General features: G+C 64.0%; 27 protein-coding genes. 19 read left to right on the top strand and 8 right to left on the bottom strand.

Annotation, left to right across the window (positions count from 1 at the left end):
• Window positions 1-40 precede the first annotated feature (40 nt).
• The 6 genes from cobA to VSX79_RS11110 are packed head-to-tail and all read left to right on the top strand — an operon-like array spanning window position 41 to window position 4,358.
• Window positions 41-829, top strand: coding sequence for a uroporphyrinogen-III C-methyltransferase (cobA, locus tag VSX79_RS11085; protein ID WP_179495458.1), 789 nt, complete (start codon window positions 41-43; stop codon window positions 827-829).
• Window positions 826-1,122 carry a DUF2849 domain-containing protein gene (locus tag VSX79_RS11090; protein ID WP_179495456.1) on the top strand — a complete coding sequence of 99 codons (297 nt, stop codon included), beginning with the start codon at window positions 826-828 and terminating at the stop codon, window positions 1,120-1,122. Before cobA ends, VSX79_RS11090 begins: the two co-directional genes overlap by 4 nt.
• Window position 1,123: 1 nt before the next feature.
• A complete protein-coding gene (locus VSX79_RS11095; RefSeq protein ID WP_179495454.1) occupies window positions 1,124-2,755 on the top strand; it encodes a nitrite/sulfite reductase in 1,632 nt (543 codons plus the stop codon).
• Window positions 2,748-3,149, top strand: a complete 402-nt coding sequence (locus VSX79_RS11100) for a RidA family protein (RefSeq protein ID WP_179495452.1) — start codon at window positions 2,748-2,750, stop codon at window positions 3,147-3,149. The genes VSX79_RS11095 and VSX79_RS11100 overlap by 8 nt, the downstream gene beginning before the upstream one ends.
• A complete protein-coding gene (locus tag VSX79_RS11105) occupies window positions 3,146-3,562 on the top strand; it encodes a DUF934 domain-containing protein (protein WP_179495451.1) in 417 nt (138 codons plus the stop codon). The genes VSX79_RS11100 and VSX79_RS11105 overlap by 4 nt, the downstream gene beginning before the upstream one ends.
• Window positions 3,555-4,358 carry a phosphoadenylyl-sulfate reductase gene (locus VSX79_RS11110; RefSeq protein WP_179495450.1) on the top strand — a complete coding sequence of 268 codons (804 nt, stop codon included), beginning with the start codon at window positions 3,555-3,557 and terminating at the stop codon, window positions 4,356-4,358. The genes VSX79_RS11105 and VSX79_RS11110 overlap by 8 nt, the downstream gene beginning before the upstream one ends.
• A 20-nt stretch (window positions 4,359-4,378) precedes the next feature.
• Here the strand turns inward: VSX79_RS11110 and VSX79_RS11115 are convergent, their stop codons facing one another.
• The gene (locus tag VSX79_RS11115; protein WP_179495449.1) at window positions 4,379-5,890 is read right to left on the bottom strand and encodes a replicative DNA helicase; all 1,512 of its coding nucleotides are present in this window, start codon (window positions 5,888-5,890) and stop codon (window positions 4,379-4,381) included.
• 130 nt (window positions 5,891-6,020) lie between these two features.
• Here VSX79_RS11115 and VSX79_RS11120 point away from each other — a divergent pair, with 130 nt between their 5' ends.
• The 8 genes from VSX79_RS11120 (at window position 6,021) to VSX79_RS11155 (ending at window position 12,837) form a co-directional block, all read left to right on the top strand.
• Entirely contained in the window at window positions 6,021-6,518 is a 498-nt protein-coding gene (locus VSX79_RS11120) for a UPF0262 family protein (protein ID WP_179495448.1), read from the top strand.
• 2 nt (window positions 6,519-6,520) lie between these two features.
• A complete protein-coding gene (locus tag VSX79_RS11125; RefSeq protein ID WP_179495447.1) occupies window positions 6,521-7,276 on the top strand; it encodes a glycoside hydrolase family 25 protein in 756 nt (251 codons plus the stop codon).
• Entirely contained in the window at window positions 7,273-7,722 is a 450-nt protein-coding gene (locus VSX79_RS11130) for a cytidine deaminase (protein WP_179495446.1), read from the top strand. The genes VSX79_RS11125 and VSX79_RS11130 overlap by 4 nt, the downstream gene beginning before the upstream one ends.
• 38 nt (window positions 7,723-7,760) lie before the next feature.
• Window positions 7,761-8,315 carry a dCTP deaminase gene (gene dcd / locus VSX79_RS11135; RefSeq protein ID WP_093512738.1) on the top strand — a complete coding sequence of 185 codons (555 nt, stop codon included), beginning with the start codon at window positions 7,761-7,763 and terminating at the stop codon, window positions 8,313-8,315.
• 167 nt (window positions 8,316-8,482) lie between these two features.
• Window positions 8,483-10,204, top strand: coding sequence for a cellulase family glycosylhydrolase (locus tag VSX79_RS11140; protein WP_326913367.1), 1,722 nt, complete (start codon window positions 8,483-8,485; stop codon window positions 10,202-10,204).
• Between the two features lie 70 nt (window positions 10,205-10,274).
• The gene (locus tag VSX79_RS11145) at window positions 10,275-10,787 is read left to right on the top strand and encodes a DoxX family protein (protein ID WP_326913368.1); all 513 of its coding nucleotides are present in this window, start codon (window positions 10,275-10,277) and stop codon (window positions 10,785-10,787) included.
• Between the two features lie 72 nt (window positions 10,788-10,859).
• The gene (locus VSX79_RS11150; protein ID WP_179495438.1) at window positions 10,860-12,029 is read left to right on the top strand and encodes a saccharopine dehydrogenase family protein; all 1,170 of its coding nucleotides are present in this window, start codon (window positions 10,860-10,862) and stop codon (window positions 12,027-12,029) included.
• Between the two features lie 7 nt (window positions 12,030-12,036).
• Window positions 12,037-12,837: an acyl-CoA thioesterase gene (locus VSX79_RS11155; protein ID WP_326913369.1), complete on the top strand. Its 801-nt coding sequence runs from the start codon at window positions 12,037-12,039 to the stop codon at window positions 12,835-12,837.
• Between the two features lie 9 nt (window positions 12,838-12,846).
• On the opposite strand, the gene VSX79_RS11160 is transcribed toward VSX79_RS11155, so the two are convergent.
• The 5 genes from VSX79_RS11160 to VSX79_RS11180 all read right to left on the bottom strand — a co-directional run bounded on the left by VSX79_RS11160 (window position 12,847) and on the right by VSX79_RS11180 (window position 16,516).
• Complete coding sequence (locus VSX79_RS11160; RefSeq protein ID WP_179495434.1) at window positions 12,847-13,161, bottom strand: hypothetical protein; 315 nt, start codon at window positions 13,159-13,161, stop codon at window positions 12,847-12,849.
• Between the two features lie 115 nt (window positions 13,162-13,276).
• Window positions 13,277-14,629 (bottom strand): sensor histidine kinase, encoded by a 1,353-nt coding sequence (locus tag VSX79_RS11165; RefSeq protein WP_326913370.1) that lies wholly within the window; start codon window positions 14,627-14,629, stop codon window positions 13,277-13,279.
• Window positions 14,626-15,360: a response regulator gene (locus VSX79_RS11170; RefSeq protein ID WP_179495432.1), complete on the bottom strand. Its 735-nt coding sequence runs from the start codon at window positions 15,358-15,360 to the stop codon at window positions 14,626-14,628. The genes VSX79_RS11165 and VSX79_RS11170 overlap by 4 nt, the downstream gene beginning before the upstream one ends.
• 138 nt (window positions 15,361-15,498) lie before the next feature.
• A complete protein-coding gene (locus tag VSX79_RS11175) occupies window positions 15,499-16,083 on the bottom strand; it encodes an EF-hand domain-containing protein (protein ID WP_326913371.1) in 585 nt (194 codons plus the stop codon).
• A gap of 202 nt (window positions 16,084-16,285) precedes the next feature.
• Complete coding sequence (locus VSX79_RS11180) at window positions 16,286-16,516, bottom strand: hypothetical protein (RefSeq protein ID WP_179495428.1); 231 nt, start codon at window positions 16,514-16,516, stop codon at window positions 16,286-16,288.
• Between the two features lie 215 nt (window positions 16,517-16,731).
• Here VSX79_RS11180 and VSX79_RS11185 point away from each other — a divergent pair, with 215 nt between their 5' ends.
• Window positions 16,732-18,549: a DUF885 domain-containing protein gene (locus tag VSX79_RS11185; RefSeq protein ID WP_326913372.1), complete on the top strand. Its 1,818-nt coding sequence runs from the start codon at window positions 16,732-16,734 to the stop codon at window positions 18,547-18,549.
• A 145-nt stretch (window positions 18,550-18,694) separates the two neighbouring features.
• Here the strand turns inward: VSX79_RS11185 and VSX79_RS11190 are convergent, their stop codons facing one another.
• Entirely contained in the window at window positions 18,695-18,868 is a 174-nt protein-coding gene (locus VSX79_RS11190; RefSeq protein WP_179495424.1) for a DUF1328 domain-containing protein, read from the bottom strand.
• Window positions 18,869-19,078: 210 nt separating this feature from the next.
• On the opposite strand from VSX79_RS11190, the gene VSX79_RS11195 reads away from it, so the two are divergent.
• Window positions 19,079-19,582, top strand: a complete 504-nt coding sequence (locus tag VSX79_RS11195) for an FKBP-type peptidyl-prolyl cis-trans isomerase (RefSeq protein ID WP_257018079.1) — start codon at window positions 19,079-19,081, stop codon at window positions 19,580-19,582.
• 71 nt (window positions 19,583-19,653) lie between these two features.
• Here VSX79_RS11195 and VSX79_RS11200 read toward each other — a convergent pair whose 3' ends face one another.
• Window positions 19,654-20,070, bottom strand: coding sequence for a Rap1a/Tai family immunity protein (locus tag VSX79_RS11200; RefSeq protein WP_179495423.1), 417 nt, complete (start codon window positions 20,068-20,070; stop codon window positions 19,654-19,656).
• A 420-nt stretch (window positions 20,071-20,490) separates the two neighbouring features.
• On the opposite strand from VSX79_RS11200, the gene VSX79_RS11205 reads away from it, so the two are divergent.
• From VSX79_RS11205 to VSX79_RS11215, 3 genes are all read left to right on the top strand, one after another.
• On the top strand, window positions 20,491-20,847 hold the full coding sequence (locus VSX79_RS11205; RefSeq protein WP_326913373.1) for a contact-dependent growth inhibition system immunity protein: 357 nt from the start codon (window positions 20,491-20,493) through the stop codon (window positions 20,845-20,847).
• A gap of 96 nt (window positions 20,848-20,943) precedes the next feature.
• Entirely contained in the window at window positions 20,944-21,543 is a 600-nt protein-coding gene (locus VSX79_RS11210; RefSeq protein WP_326913374.1) for a hypothetical protein, read from the top strand.
• Between the two features lie 131 nt (window positions 21,544-21,674).
• Window positions 21,675-22,232: a hypothetical protein gene (locus tag VSX79_RS11215; RefSeq protein ID WP_326913375.1), complete on the top strand. Its 558-nt coding sequence runs from the start codon at window positions 21,675-21,677 to the stop codon at window positions 22,230-22,232.
• The last annotated feature ends 793 nt before the right edge of the window (window positions 22,233-23,025 follow it).

Below are 23,025 nucleotides of genomic sequence, written 5' to 3' on the forward strand. Positions count from 1 at the left end.
TGCTTTGCGCTTTCCGGGCGCGTGACCCATCTTCTCCAGCATGGAACAGTCACCCCCTCCTGCGGGCAAATTGTGGCTTGTCGGCGCCGGCCCCGGCGATCCCGACCTGCTGACGCTGCGCGCCGCGCGGCTGCTCGAAAGCGCGGACCTCGTGGTTCATGACGGGCTGGTCGGCGAAGGGGTGCTTGCGCTGATCCCGCCGCATGTGACGCGCATCAGCGTTGCCAAGCAGCGCAGCCGCCACACGATGAAGCAGGAACTGATCAACGAACTGCTCGTGCGCGAAACGCTCGCCGGCAAACAGGTCGTGCGCCTCAAGGGCGGCGATCCGTTCATCTTCGGCCGCGGCGGCGAGGAACTCGATGCCGCGCGCAAGGCCGACGTCGCGGTGGAGGTCGTCCCTGGCATCACCGCGGCGGCGGGCTGCGCCGCGCAGGCGGGCCTTCCTCTCACCCACCGCGAGGATGCCAGCGCGGTCAGCTTCGTCGCCGGCCAGTGCAAGGACCTGAGCGACCAGGACTGGTCGGGGCTCGCGGGCCACGGCCGCACCCTCGTCATCTACATGGGTCTCGCGACCGCATCGGCCATCGCCGACAAGCTGATCGCCGACGGCGTTTCGCCGGGCCTGCCGGTCGCGGTGATCGAGCGCGGCACGACCGCCGATGCCCGCGTCCTGCGCACCCTCCTGACCGACCTCGGCAACCTCGTCGCGCGTGAGAAAGTCCGGAGCCCGTCGCTGATCATCGTCGGCAAGGTCGCGGCGCGCGCCGATGCGCTCGACTGCCTCGGCGCGCCGGGCGTCGCGACACAAATAAGGGATTTCACATGAAGCTGCTCACGGGCAATGATCTGAAGACCGGGTTCGTGACCTGGTGGACCGGCACCGACTGGTCGATCCATATCGAGGACGCCGCCGATGTCGGCGAGCATGGCGAGGCGATCCTCGCCGCCGAGGAAGGCGCACGCCGCGTCAACGCGCCCTATATCATCGCGGGCGAGCAAACCCCCGATGGCCCCCGACCCGCGCACATCAAGGACCGTATCCGTGCCTTGGGACCGACCGTGCGCCCCGACCTGACATTGAAACCCGCCGATCCCGCGGCCGGCGACTGGGTGATCTGACATGTACAAATATGACGAATATGACCATGCGATGGTCGACGCGCGCGTCGCCGAATTTTCGGACCAGGTGCGCCGCCGCCTCGCGGGCGAGATCACCGAGGACCAGTTCAAGCCGCTGCGGCTGATGAACGGCCTCTACCTCCAGCTTCACGCCTATATGCTGCGCGTCGCGGTGCCCTATGGGACGCTCGACAGTCGTCAAATGCGGATGCTGGCGCATATCGCGCGCAAGTACGACCGCGATTACGGCCATTTCACCACGCGCCAGAACATCCAGTATAACTGGATCAAGCTGGAGGACGCCCCCGCGATCCTCGCCGACCTCGCGTCGGTCGAGATGCACGCGATCCAGACCAGCGGCAATTGCATCCGCAATATCAGCTCGGACCAGTGGGCCGGCGCCGCCGCGGATGAAATCACCGACCCGCGGCCGTGGGCCGAGCTGCTCCGCCAATGGTCGAGTTTCCACCCCGAATTCAGCTATTTGCCGCGCAAATTTAAAATCGCCGTCATCGCGGCCGACGAAGATCGTGCCGCGATGCGCCTGCACGACATTGGCATCCAGATCGTCGAGAAGGATGGTCAGCACGGCGCTGCGTTTTACGTGGGCGGCGGCATGGGCCGCACCCCGATGATCGCGCCGCTGATCAAAGAATTCGTGCCGCTCGAAGATATGCTGAGCTATGCCGAGGCGTGTCTGCGCGTCTACAACCGCTATGGCCGCCGCGACAATATCTACAAGGCGCGCATCAAGATCCTCATCCACGAACTCGGCGCCGACGAATATCGCCGCCAGGTCGAGGAAGAGTGGGCGCATGTGAAGTCGCTCGGCATCGACCCGCCGAAGGCCGAGTTCGACCGCATCGCGGCGCAATTCGCGCCGCCGCCGCTCGACGCGTCGGCGCCCGACACCATCGACCGCAGCGATCCCGACTTCGCGGTGTGGGTCGACCAGAATGTCGCGATGCATAAGGTGCCGGCCCACGCCATCGTCAACATCAGCCTGAAGCCCGTCGGGGGCATCCCCGGCGATGCTTCGTCGGCGCAGATCGACCTGATGGCCGATCTCGCCGAGACGTACAGTCATGACGAACTCCGCGTCACCCACGCGCAGAACATCGTGCTGCCGCACGTCCGCAAGGCCGATCTTTACGCGATCTGGCAAAAGCTCGACGAAGCGGGGCTCGCGACGCCGAACCTCGACCTGATCAGCGACATCATCGCGTGCCCCGGGCTCGATTATTGCAGCCTCGCCAACGCGCGCTCGATCCCGGTCGCGCAGAAGATTGCGGCGCGCTTTTCGGACCTCGGCCGCCAGAAGGAACTCGGCGAGCTCAAGCTCAAGATTTCGGGCTGCATCAACGCGTGCGGCCATCATCATGCCGGCCACATCGGCATCCTCGGCGTCGATCGCAAAGGTACCGAGAATTACCAGCTTTTGCTCGGCGGATCGGGCGCCGAGGACGTGTCGCTCGGCACGATCACCGGCCCGGGCTTCGACGAGGACGGCATCGTCGACGCGATCGAGCGCGTTACCGACAAATATCTCGCCGAACGGACCGAGGGGGAGCGTTTCGTCGACACCTTCCGCCGCGTCGGCATGGCCCCGTTCAAGGAGGCGATCTATGGTTGAGCGCGACGCGGTTTTCCCGCCCGAACCCCACGCCCTGTACGAAGCGCATCGCTATTCGCCCGCGATCCGGTCGAATGGATTCCTGTTCGTGTCGGGACAGGTCGGCGCGCGCACCGACGGCTCACCCGAACCCGACCTCGCGGCGCAGGTGCAGCTGGCGTTCGACAATCTCAACGCGATCCTGAAAGCCGCCGGGTCGAGCTTCGACGAGGTCGTCGACGTGACTTTGTTCATGATCGATCCCGACAAGCATTTCGAGACGATCTTTCCGGTGCTCGGGGCTAACTGGGGCGAGAAGCCCTATCCGAACATCACCGCCGTCGGGGTGACCTGGCTTTCCGGCTTCACCTTCGAAATCAAGGTAATCGCCCGCATTTCCGGAGACGCCGCATGACCGACGCCCGAAGCGATCAGCAAGGCGAAGAGCCCTGCGTCACCCTCGATGCCTTTCTGTCACAGTCGAACGCGACGGCGGTCCGGCTCGAAAGCGATGAGGATGCGCGCGCGCTCATCCCTTATCTCGACCGGCTGAAGCTGATTGAGGTCGCCTTTCCCAAATTCCGCGACGGCCGCGGCTATTCCTCCGCGCGCATCCTGCGCGAGGCGGGTTATGCGGGCGAGCTGCGCGCGCAGGGCGACGTACTCGTCGACCAGATCGCCTATATGAAGCGCTGCGGCTTCGATACATTCGCACCCGAAAAAGACCTCAACCCTGCGGACGTCGAGGCGGCGCTGTCGCGCTGGCCCGAACATTATCAGGGCGCCGCCGACGGCGCGGTGCCGATATGGAAGCTGAGGCATGGCTGACGTGAAACACTCTCTCCCCAAAGCCGGCGAAGACCGCACCCGCGACCGCATCGACGTCGCGCCCCGCTTCACGCAGGCCGACGTCATCCGCCTCAACAACCTGTTCCGCGGTCAGGACGCCGCCGAAGTCGTCGCGAGCGTGATCGGCGCGGGCCTGCTCGGCGAGACCGCGATCGTGTCGAGCTTCGGCGCCGAAAGCGCAGTGCTGCTCCATCTCGTGGCGCAGGCTGCGCCCGACATGCCCGTGCTGTTCCTCGATACCGGCAAGCATTTCCCCGAAACGCTCGCCTATCGCGACGAACTGGCCGCGAAACTGAAGCTCAACATCGTCAACCTGGCGCCCGATGCCGAGGAACTCGCAAAGAAGGACGCGACCGAGCTGCGCTGGTCCTACGACCCCGACGGCTGCTGCGAAATTCGCAAGGTCAAGCCGCTGGAAAAGGCCCTCGCCGATTTCGACACGTCGATCACCGGGCGCAAGGGTTTCCAGTCATCGACGCGGCAGGGCCTCGCGCGCTTCGAACTCGACGGCACCACCGGCCGCCTCAAATTCAATCCGCTCGCCAACTGGACGCGCGAGCAGCTCGATGAATATTTCGAGGCGCACGACCTGCCGCGCCACCCGCTCGAGGCCGAAGGTTATCCCTCGATCGGCTGCTCGCCCTGCACGTCGAAGGTCAAGCCGGGCGAAGACCCGCGTTCGGGCCGCTGGCGCGGCTGGGACAAGACCGAGTGCGGCATCCACGAAGCGGTGACGCCGCTCGGCGACGACCCGGCGAACGACCCGGCGTTCTGATCGAACTTAGGGATCAACCCTCACTCATAATCCTCGAACGCCATGCTGTCGTCGGCGAGGTCGCTGAACTTGGTCGTCTTCGCCTCGAAGTGCAGGCGCACCTTGCCGGTCGAGCCGTGACGCGATTTCGCCACGATGACCTCGGCGAGCCCGAAGACGCGCTCCATCTCGGCCGCCCATTCCTCGTGCGCGGCGTGAATCTTCACATCGTCGCCCTCGACCGGGCGCTTGGGCTCCTTCGCCGCGACATAATAATCCTCGCGGAACACAAAGAGCACCATGTCGGCGTCCTGCTCGATCGAGCCCGATTCGCGAAGGTCGGACAGCTGCGGGCGCTTGTCTTCGCGGCTTTCCACCTGACGGCTGAGCTGTGACAGCGCCATCACGGGGACATGAAGTTCCTTCGCCAAGGTCTTCAGGCCACGCGAAATTTCTGAAATTTCCTGGACGCGATTGTCGCCGCTTTTCGACGAACCTTGCAGCAGCTGGAGATAATCGACGACGATGAAGCCGATGCCGTGCCGCCGCTGCAGCCGCCGCGCGCGCGTGCGCAAACCGGCGATCGTCAGGCCCGGCGTGTCGTCGATGAACAGGGGCAAGGTCTGGAGCTGCTGCGCCGCGCGGCTCAGTTGCTGGAACTGCTCCTTGCTGATCTTGCCCATGCGCAGCGCCTCGCCCGACACCCCCGACTGTTCGGCGAGCACGCGCGTCGCGAGCTGGTCCGCCGACATTTCGAGGCTGAAGAAGGCGACCTTCGCGCCCATATTCTTCTCGGCCGGGATGCCGTCGTCCTCGTCGCGGCGCCAGCGTTCGGCGGCGTTATAGGCGATGTTCGTTGCGAACGAGGTCTTGCCCATGCCCGGGCGGCCCGCGAGGATCATCAGGTCAGAATTGTGCATGCCACCGATCTTGGCGTTCATGCTCGCGATGCCGGTGGTGATCCCCGACAGGTGGCCGCCCGAATTCAATGCGCGCTCGGCCGCCTGCAGCGCGGTGAGGCTCGCCTGGCTGAAGCTCTTGACCGATCCCATCTCGGCCTCGCCCCCGGCGACGCGGTAAAGCGCCGTCTCGGCTTCCTCGATCTGCGCCTGCGGATCGACGCGCTCGCTGGTATCGAGGGCATTTTCAACGAGCGTGCGCCCGACACCCGCGAGCTCGCGGAGCAGCGCAAGGTCGAAAATCTGCCGCGCAAAGTCGCGGGCACCGATCAGCCCGGCACCACTGCCCGTCAGCTGCGCCAGATAGCCGACCCCGCCGACCGCCTTCATGGCCTCGTCGGCCTCGAAATATGGCTTCAGCGTCACCGGCGTCGCGATGCTGTTGCGCTCGATCAGCGCCATCGTCTGCTGAAAGATGCGACCGTGCAGCGGCTCGAAGAAATGCTCGGGGCTGAGCGCGACGGGCAGATCCTCTACGACTCGGTTGTCGATCAGGATCGCGCCGAGAAACGCGGCCTCAGCCTCGATATTACGGGGTAATTGGCGCTCATCCCCGGTGTTTGCCGGGGTCGGGATCAGGGCTAGTTCTGGCATGGCGACCCTCATGCGTTGCCGCTTCGAACGGCGCAACAGGCGATGCCCGACAGGCTATCATAACTGTGGGTTGCTGTGAATAAGTCGCCCCCTTGCCCTTCGCGGCGCGCCAAGTAGAAGCACGGACAGCATGAACGACGCAGACCCCTCCAAACAGCGGATCATTTCGATCGAACTCGACGAAGGGTCGATCGTCTGGCGCAATCCCGACGTCGAGCAGGAGCGCCGCGTCGCGATCTTTGACCTGATCGAGGATAACAAGTTCGTGCCGCAACGCGGCCATCCCGACGGTTATGCGGGTCCGTATCGCTTGATGCTGCGTGTCGAGGACGGCCGGTTGATTTTTGAAATCGCTCGCGAAGATGGCTCGCCGCTCGAGGCGATCATTCTCGGCCTCGGCCGTTTCCGCCGCCCCATCCGCGACTATTTCGCAATCTGCGACAGCTATTATCAGGCGATCAAGACCTCGACCGCGCAGCAGATCGAAACCGTCGACATGGCGCGGCGCGCGCTGCACAACGAGGCTGCCGAACTGCTGATGGATCGGCTCGACGGCAAGATCGCGGTCGATTTCGACACCGCGCGGCGGTTGTTCACGCTGATCTGCGTGCTGCACATCAAGGGCTGATCATGGCAACGGGGGCGATCAGGGGTGGAAAGGCAGCGCAGACCGCAGCCGCATGGCGCGCCGCGATCGGGCGCACGCTGCGCCGGATCGGCGCCGCGGTCGTATTGCTTCTCCTCGCTGCGGGCCTCGCGCTCTGGTGGGCGGCGCGCTGGACGCCCGACCGCGCCGTCTATCCAACGCAGGGCGTGACAATCGACGCGGGCAATGGCGACGTCCATTGGGGGTCGATCAAGGCCGCGGGCGCCGAATTCGCCTATATCGCTGCGACCGACGGGTTGGGCGGTATCGACCCGAAATTCGCGCGCAACATGGCCGGCGCGCGCGACGCAGGCGTGCAGGCGGGCGCAATCCACCGCTACAGCCTCTGCCAGCTCGCGACCGACCAGGCCGCCAATTTCATCCGCCATGTGCCGCGCCGCGCCGACATGCTGCCCGCCGTGGTCTGGCTCGACTATGACGACCGCTGCCCCGATCGCCCGACGCGCGCGCTGCTCCTGTCCGAACTCGCTACCTTCCTCGCGCAGATCGAGGCGCATATGGGCAAGCAAAGCCTGATCGCGCCCGGCCCGGCATTCGAGAGCGATTACAAGGTGACGCGGGGCATCGCGCGCACGACCTGGCTGCGCCGCGACTTTTTCGAACCCGATTATGGCGCGCATCCGTGGGCGATGTGGCAGGCGAACGACTATGTCCGCCTGTCGGGCGCGACGGGCACCGTCGGCTGGAATGTGCTGCGCCCGCAAGGAGAGATGCGATGACCGATACCCGTGATGCGCTGATCGACGCGGCGCGCGACGCCGCGATCCGCGCCTATGCCCCCTATTCGGGCTTCCACGTCGGTGCGGCGCTACTGCTCAAAAATGGCGATATCGTCACCGGCGCCAATGTCGAAAATGCGAGCTACGGCCTCACCCTCTGTGCCGAGACCGTGGCGGTGGCGAAGATCGTCAACGAGGGCTGGATCGGCGAGCTCGCCGAGGTCGCGATCATCGGCGGGCGCCCCCACGGCGAGGAATTGATGGGCGCCGACCCGGTCAATCCGTGCGGTCGCTGCCGCCAGATCCTCAACGAAGCGGCCGAGCGGTCGAAGGTTGATATTCTCGTCCATTGCGCCTCGGGCGACGGCAGCGCGGTCAAGAGCTACCGGCTCAGCCAGCTGCTTCCCGCGGCCTTCGGGCCCAAGGATCTCGGCCTCATCGACTGACCGCTTGCGCAAAACGCGCCGCGCTTACAAGAGACACCATGGCCATTCTTTCCGACCGCTGGATTCGCGAAGCCGCCCAGACGCAGGGCATGATCGAACCCTTTGTGGAGGCGCAACGCCGCGACGGCTGCATCAGCTACGGCCTCTCCTCCTATGGCTATGACGCGCGCGTCGCGCCCGAATTCAAGATATTCACCAACGTCGATTCGACGATCGTCGATCCCAAGGATTTCGACCCGAAGAATTTCGTCGATCGCGAGACCGACGTCTGCATCATCCCGCCGAACAGCTTCGCGCTCGCGCGGACGGTCGAATATTTCCGCATCCCGCGCGACGTGCTCGTCATCTGCCTCGGCAAGTCGACCTATGCGCGCTGCGGCATCATCGTGAACGTCACCCCGCTCGAACCCGGCTGGGAAGGCCATGTGACGCTCGAATTCTCGAACACCACCCCCCTGCCCGCCAAGATTTACGCCAATGAAGGCGCGTGCCAGTTCCTCTTCCTGCAGGGCAACGAGCCGTGCGAGACGAGCTACGCCGACCGCGCGGGCAAATATATGGGGCAAAAGGGCGTCACGCTGCCCAAGCTTTGAGTGACCTCGTCATTGCGAGGAGCCGAAGGCGACGCGGCAATCTCCAGCTATCGTCGTGAATGAACGTTGCTGGAGATTGCTTCGCTACGCTCGCAATGACAAAGATCGGTTTGCGTCACGCGCTAAAATTGATAACGTTCCCATAAATCGAAAATGGGGATGAGGTCATGAAATTCCGTGCCGCCGCACTCACGCTCGCCGCGCTGTTTCCTTCCGCCGCCGCACACGCCCAAGGCTTTCTGAAGGTTGAAGGGACAGCGATCGTGGACGGATCGGGCAAGCCTGTGATCCTGCGCGGCATGGGGCTCGGCGGCTGGATGCTTCAGGAAGGCTATATGCTGAAGCTTGGCGAGGTCGGGCAGCAGCACAAGATTCGCGCGAAATTGGTCGAACTCGTCGGCGAGGAGCGCACCGCGCAATTCTATCGCGCCTGGCTCGACAATCACACGACCCGCGCCGACATCGACGCGATGGCGAAATGGGGTTTCAACTCGGTGCGCCTGCCGATCCATTTCGACCAGCTCACCCTGCCCGCCGACAAGGAGCCGAAGCGGGGGGAGGATACATGGAACGAGGAAGGTTTCGAGCGCATCGACCGCCTGCTCGAATGGAGCAAGGCGAATAGCATCTACCTGATCCTCGATCTCCACGCCGCACCGGGCGGCCAGGGCAACGACCTCGCCATTTCCGACCGCGACCCCGACAAGCCCTCGCTGTGGCAAAGCGAGGAGAACCAGCGCAAGACCGTCGCGCTGTGGCGCAAGCTCGCCGCGCGCTATAGGGACGAGCCGTGGATCGGCGCCTATGACCTGATCAACGAGCCCAACTGGAGCTTCGCGACTCCCGGCAAGGGCAATGGCTGCGACGAGACCGAGAACAAGGCGGTCTGGAGCCTCCAGCACCGCATCACGAAAGCGATCCGCGAGGTCGATACCAAGCATATCGTGATCATCGAGGGCAATTGCTGGGGCAATAATTACAAGGGTCTGCCGCCCGCTTGGGACGCCAATATGGTGCTCAGTTTCCATAAATACTGGAATCGCAATGACGAAAGCAGCATCGCCGAAATCAAGGCGCTGCGCAGCAGCTATAACCGCCCGATCTGGCTCGGCGAGTCGGGCGAGAACAGCAACGCATGGTATCGCGACGCGATCGCGCTCGTCGAAGAGGGCGGCATCGGCTGGAATTTCTGGCCGCTCAAGAAGATCGGTTTCAACCAGCCGCTCGAGATCGTCGCCGGCGACGGCTGGATGAAGATCGTGGCATGGATGACCGGCAAGGGAGAGAAACCCCCGGCCGACGAGGCCTTCGCCGCGATGATGCAGCTCGCCGACAGCGCGCGCTTCGAGAAGAATATCCCCAAGCCCGATGTCATCGACGCGATGTTCCGCCAGCCGCACGATGCGAGCTATCGCGCATTCCAAACGCGCAGGCTGGGCGATGAAACGCTGACCATTCCCGCCGTCGATTACGACCTCGGGCCGCCGGGCGTCGCCTATCACGACACGGTCGACGCCAATTATCACGTCGCCACCGGCGACGAGCGGACGCCGTGGAACAATGGCGCCGCCTATCGCAACGACGGCGTCGATATCGCGCGCGACGCGGGCGGCGCGCCCTATGTCGGCGACTTCGTGACGGGCGAATGGATGCGCTACAGCGCCGATGTCGCGACGGCCGGCCGCTGGACCGTGTCCGCGCGCGTGCGATCTGCCAGGGGCGGCCGCATCGGGATCGACGAGCGCGGCATCGCCATTCCCGCGGGCACCGCCTGGCGGACGGTGAAGCTCGCCGACCTCGACCTGCCCGCCGGACCCGGCGCCGCGACGCTGCGCGCGCTCGATTGCAGCGACTGCGAGGTCGCCGAACTGGTCTTCACCCCGCGCTGACGGGGAACCCATCGCCTCCCCGCGCGTCCTCTCTCCACAAGCGGACGGGGCCGCCAGAGGAGGATTATCCATGTCCATGATCGCCGTCTTTTTCGGCCGCCTGTTCATCGCCGTGATTTTCATCGTGTCGGGGATCAACAAGCTGATCCACGTCAACGACACGAATGCGATGATTTCGGCGGTGGGCCTTCCCGGCGGTCTCGCCATCCCGACCGGCCTCTTCGAACTGATCGCCGGCGCCTGCCTCGCGCTTGGCGTAGCGACGCGCCTCTGGTCGATCCTGCTCGCCGCCTTCGTTCTCCTTACCATCCTATTTTTCCACCGCGAATTCACCGATCCGGTGCAGGCGATGACGGCGATGAAGAATCTCGCGATCGCAGGCGGGCTCCTCTGCCTCTTCGGCTATGGGCACACACGCTGGAGTTACGACGCGCTGCGCCAGCGCCGCCGCGACGAGCTTGCGGCGCACCGGGCGCAAGTTCACGCGACCGAGGCCGAGGTGCGCGCCGCGCGCGCCGAAGGCCGCGCCGAAGCGGTCGGCGCGCCCGTGGTGGTCGAAAAGCGCCCCTTCTGGCGCCGCTGACGCTTCGCGCTTGGCAAGCACCCGCGCCTGCGCTAGCCTCCACTTAACGTTTACGTAAAGGGAGGGTTTGCCATGGCGTCCCGCGATCTCGACATCATTGTTTACGGTGCGACCGGCTTTACCGGCCGGCTCGTCGCCGAATATCTTGGAGCGCATTACAAGGGCCGCAAGGATGCGCCCAAATGGGCGATGGCAGGGCGCAGTCTCGACAAGCTCGCCGAGGTGCGCGACCTGATCGGCGCCAGCGAGGAGACGCCGTTGATCGTCGCCGACGCGAGCGACCCCGCGAGCCTCGACAAGATGGCCGCGAGCACCAAGGTCGTGCTCACCACCGTCGGCCCCTACCAGCTCTATGGCAGCGAACTCGTCGCCGCGTGCGTCCGCGCCGGCACCGCCTATGCCGATCTTTGCGGCGAACCGGGCTGGATGCGCGAGATGATCGACACGCATGAAGCCGCCGCCAATGCCTCTGGCGCGCGGATCACCTTCAGCTGCGGCTTCGACTCGATTCCTTTCGATCTCGGAGTGCTGTTCCTCCAGGCCGAAGCGGTGAAGCGCCACGGCAAGCCCGCGCCGCGCGTCAAGGGGCGCGTCCGCAAGATGGCGGGCGGTGCCTCGGGCGGCACGATCGCGAGCCTGACCGAAACGCTGAAGGCCATCGCCAAGAAACCGTCGCTCGCGCTGCTGCTCAAATCCTCCTTTGCGCTGACCCCCGGTTTCGAGGGACCGTCGCAACCGACCGGCCTCATCCCCGAATATGACGGCGCGACGGGCACCTGGACGGCGCCCTTCGTCATGGCGCCGATCAACACGAAGAATGTCCACCGCACCAATTTCCTGCTCGGCCATCAATGGGGCGCGGATCTCGTCTATGACGAGATGGTGATGACGACGATCGGCGACGCCGGAAAGGCGATGGCCGAAGCGATGGCAAAGGCGAATCCCTTCGGCGACTCGCAGCTCAAGCCCGGCGAGGGGCCGAGCAAGGAAGAGCGCGAAAACGGCTTCTACGACATCCTTTTCATCGGCGAATATCCCGACGGCACCACGGTGCGCGCTTCGGTGCAGGGCGACCGCGACCCCGGCTATGGCTCGACGTCGAAAATGCTCGCCGAAACGGGGATGGCGCTGCTCGAAAACAAGGGCGCGGGCGGCGTGTGGACACCGGGCGCGCTGCTCGGCGACGCGTTGATCGAGCGGCTGACGGCGAACGCCGGGCTGACCTTCCGACTAGAGGACTGAAGACAAGATGACGACCTGCCCCAGCGCGCTCGACGCGCTGCTCTCGACGCTGCGCACCGAAGAGGGCGTGGCGAAGGCGCATATCGACGAAGGATGGATGCAGGGGCGAACCGCCTATGGCGGGATCAGCTCGGCGGTCGCGCTCGCGGGCACGATGGCGCTGCATCCGACCGAGACGCCGCTGCGCTATGCGCAGATCAGTTTCGTCGGCCCCGTAGGAGGCGACTGCACGGTCGAAACGCGCGTGCTGCGCCAGTCGAAATCCTCGCTGTTCATCGACGCCGGCGTGTCGAGCGATCAGGGCTTCGGCACCGCCGCGGTCTTCGCTTTCTCGGGCGAGCGGAAAAGCCATCTCGATCACAACCGGCTGACGATGCCTGATACGCCCGATCCGGAGACGCTGGCGCCGGTGCCCGAGCATCATGCGCGCCCGTCCTTCACGCGCCATTTCGATATGCGCCCCACGACGGGTCCGCGCTTTGCGTGGAAAAGCGAGGTCGGCGAATATCTGACCTGGGTGCGCTTCGTCGAGGAACCCGCCTGCCATCCCGCAGTCGCGCTGCTCGCGATGGGCGACGCGCTGCCTCCCGCCGCTATGGCGCTGTTCAGCCAGTTCGGCCCGATCAGTTCGATGAACTGGACGGTGAACATGCTCACCGGGACGCCCGAAACCGATGACGGATGGTGGCTGCTCTCGGCGAAGACCGGCTATGCGCGCCACGGTCTGTCGGTGCAGGACATGATGCTGTGGAACCGCGCCGGCGAGCCGATCCTCAGCGGCAGTCAGGCGATCGCAATTTATGCGTGACGATATGCGTCAGTCGTCCCAGCCGTAATCGTCGTTCGGGCCGTCATGATGGCGCTCGCGCCATTTCTTCTCGGCTTCGCGCCGTTCCTTCGCGGCTTCCCGGCGGCGCTCATCGTCGAGCTTGGCCAATTCACGGTCGCACTCGAAGGCCTTTTGACGGAACTCGCGCCGAGCCTTCGCTTCATCGAGCTTCTTGTCGCAATCGGCGACCGTCTCCCAATGCTTCTTGCGGTAATCTTCCCGATAGTCTCCGGGATCGGCTGCCGCAGGGACGCCACTCAATAACAGCGCCGAAACGCCGAAAGCGGCAAAACGGATAAGCATGGCCGTTCTCCTTTGGATCGACGGCGTAGCAAAGCCAAGATGAACGCATATTGAAGCGGTGCGCCGCGCCGGGTCAGGACCGTCCCGTGGCCAACAGGATCGGGCGCCGCCTTCCCTAAGGCGCCAGCGGCAAGGCGATCACCGCATCGAGCCCGCCGCCTGCGCGGTTGGCCAGCGTCAGCGCCCCGCCCTCGCCCTCGGCGATATCGCGCGCGATCGACAGGCCCAGCCCGGCGCCGCCCGTCGCGCGATTGCGCGACTGTTCGCCGCGCGCGAAGGGTTCGATCAGCGTCCTGATCTGCTCTTCGGTCAGGCCGGGGCCGTCGTCCGAGACAATGATCCGCGCCTGCCCGGCCTCGACCCGCACCGACAGCCGCGCGCGCATCCCATAGGCCACCGCATTGTCGGTAAGGTTGCGCAATGCGCGCTTGAGCAGCATCGGCCGCGCCAGCACGTCGGCATCGGCAATGTCGCCGATCGCGACATCCTTGCCGCGTTCCTGATAATCGGCCGCGAGTTCCCCCACCATTTCGCGGAGCGGGATGCGTTCCTGCGCCTCGGTTCCTGCGCCCGACCGCGCCAATGCCAGAATATCGGTCAGCATCGCGGTCATTTCCTCGATGCTCGCGATCATCTTGTCGCGCAGCGCGTCGTCGTCGACCTGCTCGACGCGCACGCGCAGGCTGGCGAGCGGGGTTCGCAGATCGTGACCCACCGCGCCGAGCATCCGGTCCTTGTCGGACAGCATCGTCGAAATCCGGCCGCGATAGGCGTTGAAGGCGGCGATGAGGTCGCGCATGTCCGACGGCCCTTCCTCTTCGAGCGGCGGCGCGTCGCGCAGCGCCGGATTGGTGCGGGCGGCGCGTGTCAGGTCGCGCAAGGGCCGTGCGACGCGCCACGCGATCAGCATGACCGGGACGAGGAGGAGGAGGTAGAGCGAGAGCGTCTGCCAGACGAGAAAGCCCTGCAACCGGTCGCCGCCGACCTGGATCCGGCTGCGCACCGCGAAATGGCGGCCATCGACCTTTGCCGAGACGATGACGATCCGGCCCGGGAAATTGGGACGTTGCAAGCGCGAACGCGCGGGCAGTATCCAGGCATCGACCGCTTCGACCTGGACCTCGGCATCGTGCAGCAGGCCCGAGACATAGTCGGCAAGATCGGGCATCCGCGTCGCGCCGGCGGGCACCGGGATCGGCGTTTCGGATATCACGAGCTTCGGGCCGCGCTCGCGCCCGCGCCGGTCCTGGTTTCGGTCTTCGCGGCGTGCGCGGTACTCGCCGCGCCGGTCGCGCTCGACGGCGTCGATGATCCGCGCGACCGCCATCCCGCCTCCATGCGCAAGAAACTGCTGCTTCTGCCCGCGCGCGAGCAAAGTGAAATTGATCGCCTGCGCGACGAAAAGCATCACCGCGACGGCGAAGACGAGCTGGCCGACGAGGCTGCGGGGCCACAGGCGCAGCTTCACGCGGCGGGTCCCATCCGTTTCACTTCGCAGGCGAGCGTATAGCCCCCGCCCCACACGGTCTTGACGATCTGCGGATGCGCGGCATCGACTTCGATCTTCTTGCGCAAGCGGCTGACCAGATTGTCGATCGCGCGGTCGAAGATATCGGCCTCGCGCCCGCGGACGAGATCGAGAAGCCGGTCGCGGCTCATCACCTGCCGCGGATGGCGGACCAGCGCATGCAGCAGATGATATTCGCCCGACGACAGCGCTATTTCCTCGCCTGCCTCGTCGACAAGCACGCGCTCGACCTCGCGCAGCACCCACGGGCCAAAGGCATAGCTCGTCCCGCCTCCGTCGATCGCGCGGCCGCCTGCCTGCGTCCGCCGCAATACGGTGCGGATTCGCGCCACCAGTTCACGCGGGTTGAAGGGTTTGACGACATAATCGTCGGCACCGATCTCCAGCCCGATGATGCGTTCGGTATCCTCGGCGCGCGCCGTGAGCAGGATGACAGGAATGCTGCTGGTCTCGCGCAGGTGGCGCGTGAGCGACAGTCCGTCCTCGCCGGGCATCATGATGTCGCTGACGACAAGGTCGACCGTCTGCGCACGCAGCACCGAGCGCGCCTCGGCGGCGCTTGCCGCATCGACCACCATAAAGCCCTGCGCGGTCAGATATTCGGCGAGCGGTTCCCGGATCGACGGTTCATCGTCGATCAGCAGGATGCGCGGCGTATCGCTATCGGTCATCGGGTTTCCGTCAAAAAGATGCTAGTTCGCCCACCGGTCCGCGGGGACCGGTGGGCGATAGCTGGCAGGGACCGGCGGCAAAGGCAATGCCGGGAGGGGGATGGCCTGTCGTTACCTGAAAGGCCCCTGCCAAATGGCTTATTCGACTGCCGGAGCAGCCGGGGCCGCACCGCGCTTGGCGCGCCACGCGCCGCGCTGGGCCTTGCGTTCCTCGGGCGTCACCTGACCGTCCTTGTTCGCATCGGCCGCATCGAAGCGCGCGAGCGCCGCGGTCTGGAACTCGGCCTGGCTGATCGCCTTGTCGCCATCGGTATCGGCCTTGCCCATCATCATGCCATGATGGCCGCCCCGCTTGCCGTGATGGCCGCGCATGCCGTGGCGCTTGCCCTTGCCGGCATCGCCGGCATCGGTGCGCCTTTCACCGCGCTTGGCGGCGCGGTCCGCACCATGCTGGTCCCATTCGGCCTTGCTGATGCTGCCATCGCCGTCGGCATCGAGGCGAGCGAACTTCTTCTCCTGCATCTCGGCACGTTTGGCAGCGCGATCGGTGGCGTCGAGTTTGCCGTCCTTGTTGGCATCGAGCTTCGCGAACATCTCGGTGGCCGTGGTTTGCACCTCGGCGCGGGTCTGCACCGCATTACGATCGCCGCCACCGGGGGCGGCGAGGACGGGCACGGCAATCAAGGCCGCGCCCAGCGTCAAAAGAGGGATTTTCATGGTCATGTGAGCGAACTCCTTCGAGGGACCTTGCGGGGGGAGAGGCGGGTCCCGATGAAGGCGTTTTAGCCGCGACTTGTACCAGCCCGTTGCCGGATCATCGAAAAAATGTCGCAAAATGTCGCAGAAAGGGCGCGCCGTTCATGGGCGCGCAAGCGGACGGGGCCGATCCGCACCAAAGTCACGGACCGGCCCCGAACCACCATCGTCAGGGACTGACGGGTGAATCTTCGTCATTATCGGCGACGAGGATGATCGCGCCAACGCCGACCAGCAGGCCGACAAGCCCGATGATCCAGCTCGAATTGCCCTCAAGCTCGTTTGCTCCCGCAGCGACCGACGCCGCGCGCGGCGCGCTCGATGCGGCCGAGGCCGCGACCGGGGCAGCAACGACCGACAGGGCCGCGAAAGTTATCGCCGTCTTTTTGAATATTCTCATTTCATTCTCCGTCATTGGAACATGTCCCTACCGCCGATCAACGAATCAGCGGCTAGCATCGATCCCCCCACCACATGCCGTTCATCGCGGAAGTTGGACGGGTCAGCGAACCGGCGCCCAGCTGCGGCACCGAAAGTTTCACAGCAGCCTCAGCATGTTGCGGCGGCGATGCACTGCCCCTACGCTCGCGCCGTAAAAGCAGGAGGGAGAATCGCATGACCGACACGGCGCCCGATCGACGGACCATTCTCGCGGCGATGGGCGGCCTTGCCGTCGCATCGATCGCACGCCCCGCATGGGCGCAAGAAAACGGCGACGCGCGCCTCGATGCGCTGCTTTCCGCCCAATTCGAACAGGGGCTGCGCGACGAGCCGACGCGCGCCACCTCGCTCGGCATCGACACCGGCGTCCGCGCCGCGCTCCGCGCGCAATTTCCCGACTGGTCGCCTGCCGCGCGCGAGGCGCGGACCCGCCAGATCGACCGCGACCTCGCTGCCGTCCGCGCGATCAAGGGCGATACGCTCGGCGAGGCGGCGCGCATCGCGCACGACAGCGCCGAATTCGACCTCGTCACGCGGCAGCGGCTCGCGCGCTTCCCCTATCATACCGGCGGCTTCGGCCACCGCCCCGGCCCCTATGGCGTTACCCAGCTCGGCGGCTTTTACACCGGGGTCAGCACATTCCTCGACAGCCAGCATCCGGTCGCGACAAAGGCCGATGCCGACGCCTACATGCTGCGGCTCCAGGCGATCCCCGCGTTGTTCGACACCGACACCGAAATCGTCAAGGCGAATGCCGGGATGGGCGTCGTCGCACCGCGGTTCATCCTCGACCAGGCGCTTCAGCAGCTCGGCCGCCTGCGCGACGGCGACGTCGCGGACAAGACGCTCGTCTCGTCGATCGCGAAACGGAGCGCCGTCATCGGCCTGTCGGGCTATGGCGAGCGCGCGGCGGCGGTGTTCGAAGGGCCGATCCGCGCCGCGCTGACACGACAGATCGACGCGCTGACCGAACTCTTGCCCCGAGCGGGGACAGACGCCGGCGTCGCGCGCCTGCCCGATGGCGAGGCCTATTATGCCGCGACGCTCGCACAGCATACGACGACGAACCTCGGTGCCGCCGAAATCCATCGCATCGGCCGCGAGCAGGTCGCCGACCTGACGTCGCGGATAGACACGCTGCTCAAGGCGCAGGGCTATACGAAGGGCAGCATCCGCGACCGGCTAAACGCTCTCGGCAAGGCAGAGGGCCAGCTCTTCGCGAACGACGACGCCGGCCGCGCCGAGATGCTCGCCTATTTGAACGGCCTGCTCGTCAAGATTCGCGGCCGCCTGCCGCAGGTGTTCAGCCACTTGCCCAAGGCGCCCTATGAAATCCGGCGCGTCCCTCCAGAGATCGAGATCGGCGCGCCCGGCGGTTCGGCGCAGGCCGGCACCCCCGACGGCTCGCGCCCCGGCATCTTCTTCATCAACCTGCGCGATACCGCCGAATGGCCGCGCTACACGCTCCCCACGCTCGCCTATCACGAGGGCGCGCCGGGTCATTTGTTCGAAGGGGCACTGAAGTTCGAGGACAGCGAACTGCCGCTCTACCGGCAGGCGGCGTCGGTCACCGCCTATGGCGAAGGCTGGGGCCTCTACGCCGAGCAGGTGGCCGAAGAGCTTGGCATGTATGACGACGATCCGCTCGGCAAGATCGGCTACCTCGCCTCTTATGCCTTTCGCGCGTCGCGCCTCGTCGTCGATACCGGGCTTCATTCGATGGGGTGGAGCCGCGAACAGGCGATCGACTATATGGTCGAAAATTCGTCGAACTCGCCGAGCGCGTCGCGCACCGAAATCGACCGCTATATCGTCTATCCGGGGCAGGCGTGTTCGTACAAGGTCGGCCAGATCGCGATCAGCAGAGCGCGCGATGAGGTATCGAAGCGTCCGGGCTATGACATCAAACGCTTCCACGATGTCGTGCTGGGCGCGGGTCGCATCCCGCTCGCAGTGCTCGAACGCCGCGTCCGAGAAGCCTTTCCCGCCTAGAAACGAGTAAGCCCCGTCGCATTTCTGCGGCGGGGCTCCCTAGACTTCGTCCGAAGACAGAAGTCATATCCTGCTCATTCTTTCGATCAAGCAGGTAGATGAAACGCGGCGGGCCGCTGATGGTTCCCGCCGCGTTCCGATTTTTTTACGTTATTTTCCGCGCGGCGGCCGAACCGAGGATCAGGAACAGCACGACGAGCGCCAGGCCGACGAAAAACAGGATCTTGGCGACACCCGCTGCCGCACCGGCGACGCCGCCAAAGCCGAGCACTGCGGCGACCAGCGCGATCACGGCGAAGATCAAAGCCCATTTGAACATCTGAAGTCTCCTTGGCATTTGCGCGCGGCACCGGCTTCGAAAGCCCACGGCTTTCGAGGGGGAAACGGCCGGGGGCCGCGCCTCAAATCTCTGATTGTCGATACGAAAGGACAACGACGCCCCTGCGCGAAAGTTCCGGCCTTCCGGCAGATAGCCCCTTGCCTATCGTGCTCGCGATGCGTTTATGCGGACATCTTTCGAGGGAGTTTCATGCCTATGCCATCGCCCAACCGGCCGCTCGCGGCTGCCGCAATCGCCCTGTGCCTTTCCGCTGCAGCGTTGGCGCAGCCCGGGGAAGCGCCTGCGACACAAGGAACCGCCTATCTGAACAAACAGATGGCCGCCCTCGCCGAACGAAACGGCGCCGATGGCTGGCGCGTGACCCCGAGCGGACTTCGCTGGCGCCGCGTCGCCGGCGACGGCAGCGGCGCACACCCCGGCCCGGCGGATGAGGTGACGGTCCATTATGTCGGCACCTTCGCCGACGGCCGCGAGTTCGACAGTTCGGTCGCACGCGGCGAACCGGCGACCTTTCCGCTCAATCGCGTGATCGACGGCTGGCAGGAGGGTGTCCAATTGATGGGTGTCGGCGACAAGGTCGAATTCGCAATCCCCTGGCAGATCGCCTACGGCCCCGACGGAAAGGGCCCGATCCCCGGCGGCGCGACCCTGCTGTTCACGGTCGAATTGCTCGCGATCGAACCTGCGCGCTGATATCGGAAGGGAAATCCTGCAACGGATCGACGCGGCGCGGAAAGCTCGCCCTCAATTTCCCGGTCGCATCCTTATTGCGCCTTGGGCGCCGACATGAACACTTCGCCCGTGGCCCGGTCCACCGAGAGACTGGGCGAGCTCTTGCAAGGAAAGGACGTGTTCATCGCGATCATGAACAGCAGATGCGTCGATACCTGCCGGATCTCCGGATTGCCCCGAAGATATTTGTGGAACACTTCCCTGTTCTGCTCATAGGTCGCCCCGGCCGGCAGGCAGTAAATGGCCTCCTCGGGCGATTTCTCCGCGTTCATCACCGGCGCATCGGCGATTCCCATGAAATATCCGATGCAGGCGCTATCGTATTTCGCCGCCGCTACGCACTGATTATAATAGGAATTGCCACCCGCGAGGCTCTCGCGCGCTTGAAAGGCCGCGCTGTCGGCCGGAGTCATCGCAGCGAACAGAGCCAGAGCAACCAACCGCTTCATTCACCCTCCCCGGGGCTTTCGTCCCATAGCCGCTCTATACCCTAAGTCCGCGCCAGCCTAGCGATATGCGGCGTCCCGCCGCATCGGGGGAAGCACATGGCGAACGCGACCCCAAACCAGACGGAACCGTCGAAAACATTGTGGAAGCTTACGGCGAACAGTCAGACCTGCCGGTGTCGGTGGTTCAGAAGGCTTGGAGCGGGTAGCGGGAATCGGCTTTCAGCGTACCTTGATTTTGGCCAGCGCGTAAACCTCAGAAAACGCGGCTCGACATGACAATTCGATTCCCGCTTTCTGCGCCGAACCAACTCTACAGTGAACTGGGGAGCTGCAGCGTTCCTGCCGTTCATCGGCGACCGCCGCGCTATGTCCGCAAACGACCATATTGCGGACGTCAAGTGAGGATGGCATCATTCCAACATGGCGAGACGGCGGCGCGAATTTTGGAAGTATGCGGAAGAGCGTTGGCCTCTGCTACACAATCTGATGGCGGGTCACTTCCATCAGGACTTCGACATCGATTACGGATCGCTCGAAGGCGCAATGGATGCCGCGACAAGCCTCGGTCCACTTGAGCATCGTAAGGCAGTCATTCAAGAGTGGCGGGACTGGAATATGTCAGAAGGCGTAAAGGACGATATCAGGCCGTTCCTGCACGATGGTTTTGGTGTCGCCGTGCTGTTGAAGAAGCCGATCGACGGGCGCAACTTCATGAACCGGGTCTATGAGGGATTGATCGCCGGCGTGCGGGCGGAGACAGGAAAGAACTGGGAGTGATCGCTTGCTACCATTCCGACCAATCAGACCCGATCTGGGGCGAATGACCGGAATCGACCGATTGCGGACGTCGCTGACAATCGGCAGGATGTGCTGATGCGATGTGCCTTCACAATTTTTTCGCGCTCAACGGGATCGGCGGTTGCCTTGGGGCTGTTGGCAGCTTCCTGCACCAATCAGGCAGTGAAGGCAGAGGATCGCCTGGTGGATGGCACTGCGCTTCCTTCAGAAGAGATGCTGTCGCGAGAGAAAATAGAGATAAATCGGGGGTTTGGTGGCGAAGGATTTGGCGAGGATTTTCTTTCGTATGAATTGGCATCGAACAACTCACTCGTCGTCACGCACACATTTCGACCCGACGATAAAGTGATCGGAAGAGAGGTTTTCGTTCTACCTCCCGATGTAGCGATAAAAGCGCGAAAGCAGTTGTGGCGCATTCGCCCTGAGGAGCTGAAGGGTATCGAAACCGACGTTCGTCCATCAGGCTGCGTGCGACGATGGGTTCATGACCCACCTGAAATTGCGGTCGGTTTTTCAGCTTCAGACGAGATGTATGGGGTGTTTGGCCTGCCGCGGCCTATCAGTTGCGACACTCCCGCCGCGAAGGCCGCGAGACGAATACTCCACGATGTTTTGAAATTTTTTCCGCGATCAAAAGTCGCGGAGACTTTCATCAAAAAGCGCGCGATCGAATGACAGCTAACCACCCCGTTTCGGTCATTCGGTCACGATCTGGGGTTATGACGGCAATCGACCGTTTATGGCCACTCAGTCGGCAATGTTTGCATCTCAGTTGCGGACATCCACTGAGCCTTGCATGATGGATTATGGACCAGCGAGATCGCAATCCCAAAAACCGCCAGCATATTATTGCTGACGTGCGAATGTACGAGACTGCAAGCGGCGGCAAAAAGACGGCCGCCTATCAGGGCTGGGGTTGTCCATGCCTAACCTCTTTGGATGAACCTCGCGTCGGATATGATGCTTGGCCAGACATCGGCGACGAACCTTTGCTGCCCGGAACAAATCGGCGGCTCCGGTTCGTATTTCTGTCTCCAAGTGAAGCAGTTCACGCAATGCTGCAGGCTGGTCGCTTCTATCTCTGGGAGGGCCGCGTCATTGGCGAAGCCAAGGTTGTAACCTCGTCGTTGACTGATGATTTAATTCGCTTGCTGAAGGAAAGTAAGATCAGGCCAGATGCGTACAACATAGGCAGCCATGAAGACTCGGAGGTCTACGTGTTGAAGCCTTGTTCAGAGGGTTGGGAAACCTTTTACAGCGAGCGTGGGCACAAGAACGAACGACGGGTTTTCATGACCGAGGCCGAGGCGTGCAGGTATTTCTACGATTGGATTTGTCAAAGTTCCACGACCCGACAGCGATGACCGATGTCCGCTTTGTTGTGTAAGGTATCTGAAACCCGATAGTCCCCTATCCACCCCATTTCGGACGTTCGCCAGGATCGGGCGTGAACGTCCGAAATGGGGTGGAAAGCGGACGTACATACCGCTACTACAATGCCGACGATGAGCAGTTTGACAACGGAAGCCATTGCATTTCGTGCGGTCGGCCTATGGGTTATCGGTGTATTCGCTTTGGCAGTTCTCAACGCGCACTCGTATCTCCCTTCGTATCGACGACGAGCCACCCGGTGGCTCATTATCCCGGGCCTTCTTGCCAAGTTTGCAGTCCTCCTGGGACCCGTTGGCCTCGGGCTCATCGTCGGACGGGTGACCGGTCAGTGGAATGAAACTCTAGCGATGGCCGCTATCGCTGCCGCCATATTGATTGGGTACGTGGCAAGTTCGGTCTTAGTGCAGGTTGGACGGAATGTTGCCTGCGCAATCATCGGTGCGCCGGTCCAGCCGATTCACATATGGAGGCAGGACAAACGACCGAAACGACAGAAACGCCGCAACCTCTAATGTCCGCAAACGGTCGTTAGCCGCCATTGCCGCCATATCGGCAGCGAACGGCCGATATGGGGTGGGAAGCGGACGTCAGCTCTCCACTCGAAATGGATGGATCGGATTATCAGCGATGAACTTCGCTACGTCGCGAAACTGTTCCGGATAGGGTTCGACTTCTCGCCAGCCGGTATTGGGCAAGAACCGAAACCCGGCGCGCCACAGTGCCTCGACCTTTCTCCACTGATCAACGTCCGTTTTCTTCGGGGTC

The sequence above is a fragment of the Sphingopyxis chilensis genome (assembly GCF_035930445.1).
Classification (GTDB): Bacteria; Pseudomonadota; Alphaproteobacteria; order Sphingomonadales; family Sphingomonadaceae; genus Sphingopyxis; species Sphingopyxis chilensis.

What these genes read in the sequence shown, in the direction of transcription:
- cobA (WP_179495458.1), top strand. Translation starts at nt 41, where the DNA reads ATGGAACAGTCACCCCCTCCTGCGGGCAAATTGTGGCTTGTCGGCGCC.
- VSX79_RS11090 (WP_179495456.1), top strand. Translation starts at nt 826, where the DNA reads ATGAAGCTGCTCACGGGCAATGATCTGAAGACCGGGTTCGTGACCTGG.
- VSX79_RS11095 (WP_179495454.1), top strand. Translation starts at nt 1,124, where the DNA reads ATGTACAAATATGACGAATATGACCATGCGATGGTCGACGCGCGCGTC.
- VSX79_RS11100 (WP_179495452.1), top strand. Translation starts at nt 2,748, where the DNA reads ATGGTTGAGCGCGACGCGGTTTTCCCGCCCGAACCCCACGCCCTGTAC.
- VSX79_RS11105 (WP_179495451.1), top strand. Translation starts at nt 3,146, where the DNA reads ATGACCGACGCCCGAAGCGATCAGCAAGGCGAAGAGCCCTGCGTCACC.
- VSX79_RS11110 (WP_179495450.1), top strand. Translation starts at nt 3,555, where the DNA reads ATGGCTGACGTGAAACACTCTCTCCCCAAAGCCGGCGAAGACCGCACC.
- VSX79_RS11115 (WP_179495449.1), bottom strand. Translation starts at nt 5,890, where the DNA reads ATGCCAGAACTAGCCCTGATCCCGACCCCGGCAAACACCGGGGATGAG.
- VSX79_RS11120 (WP_179495448.1), top strand. Translation starts at nt 6,021, where the DNA reads ATGAACGACGCAGACCCCTCCAAACAGCGGATCATTTCGATCGAACTC.
- VSX79_RS11125 (WP_179495447.1), top strand. Translation starts at nt 6,521, where the DNA reads ATGGCAACGGGGGCGATCAGGGGTGGAAAGGCAGCGCAGACCGCAGCC.
- VSX79_RS11130 (WP_179495446.1), top strand. Translation starts at nt 7,273, where the DNA reads ATGACCGATACCCGTGATGCGCTGATCGACGCGGCGCGCGACGCCGCG.
- dcd (WP_093512738.1), top strand. Translation starts at nt 7,761, where the DNA reads ATGGCCATTCTTTCCGACCGCTGGATTCGCGAAGCCGCCCAGACGCAG.
- VSX79_RS11140 (WP_326913367.1), top strand. Translation starts at nt 8,483, where the DNA reads ATGAAATTCCGTGCCGCCGCACTCACGCTCGCCGCGCTGTTTCCTTCC.
- VSX79_RS11145 (WP_326913368.1), top strand. Translation starts at nt 10,275, where the DNA reads ATGTCCATGATCGCCGTCTTTTTCGGCCGCCTGTTCATCGCCGTGATT.
- VSX79_RS11150 (WP_179495438.1), top strand. Translation starts at nt 10,860, where the DNA reads ATGGCGTCCCGCGATCTCGACATCATTGTTTACGGTGCGACCGGCTTT.
- VSX79_RS11155 (WP_326913369.1), top strand. Translation starts at nt 12,037, where the DNA reads ATGACGACCTGCCCCAGCGCGCTCGACGCGCTGCTCTCGACGCTGCGC.
- VSX79_RS11160 (WP_179495434.1), bottom strand. Translation starts at nt 13,161, where the DNA reads ATGCTTATCCGTTTTGCCGCTTTCGGCGTTTCGGCGCTGTTATTGAGT.
- VSX79_RS11170 (WP_179495432.1), bottom strand. Translation starts at nt 15,360, where the DNA reads ATGACCGATAGCGATACGCCGCGCATCCTGCTGATCGACGATGAACCG.
- VSX79_RS11175 (WP_326913371.1), bottom strand. Translation starts at nt 16,083, where the DNA reads ATGACCATGAAAATCCCTCTTTTGACGCTGGGCGCGGCCTTGATTGCC.
- VSX79_RS11180 (WP_179495428.1), bottom strand. Translation starts at nt 16,516, where the DNA reads ATGAGAATATTCAAAAAGACGGCGATAACTTTCGCGGCCCTGTCGGTC.
- VSX79_RS11185 (WP_326913372.1), top strand. Translation starts at nt 16,732, where the DNA reads ATGACCGACACGGCGCCCGATCGACGGACCATTCTCGCGGCGATGGGC.
- VSX79_RS11190 (WP_179495424.1), bottom strand. Translation starts at nt 18,868, where the DNA reads ATGTTCAAATGGGCTTTGATCTTCGCCGTGATCGCGCTGGTCGCCGCA.
- VSX79_RS11195 (WP_257018079.1), top strand. Translation starts at nt 19,079, where the DNA reads ATGCCTATGCCATCGCCCAACCGGCCGCTCGCGGCTGCCGCAATCGCC.
- VSX79_RS11200 (WP_179495423.1), bottom strand. Translation starts at nt 20,070, where the DNA reads ATGAAGCGGTTGGTTGCTCTGGCTCTGTTCGCTGCGATGACTCCGGCC.
- VSX79_RS11205 (WP_326913373.1), top strand. Translation starts at nt 20,491, where the DNA reads ATGGCGAGACGGCGGCGCGAATTTTGGAAGTATGCGGAAGAGCGTTGG.
- VSX79_RS11210 (WP_326913374.1), top strand. Translation starts at nt 20,944, where the DNA reads ATGCGATGTGCCTTCACAATTTTTTCGCGCTCAACGGGATCGGCGGTT.
- VSX79_RS11215 (WP_326913375.1), top strand. Translation starts at nt 21,675, where the DNA reads ATGGACCAGCGAGATCGCAATCCCAAAAACCGCCAGCATATTATTGCT.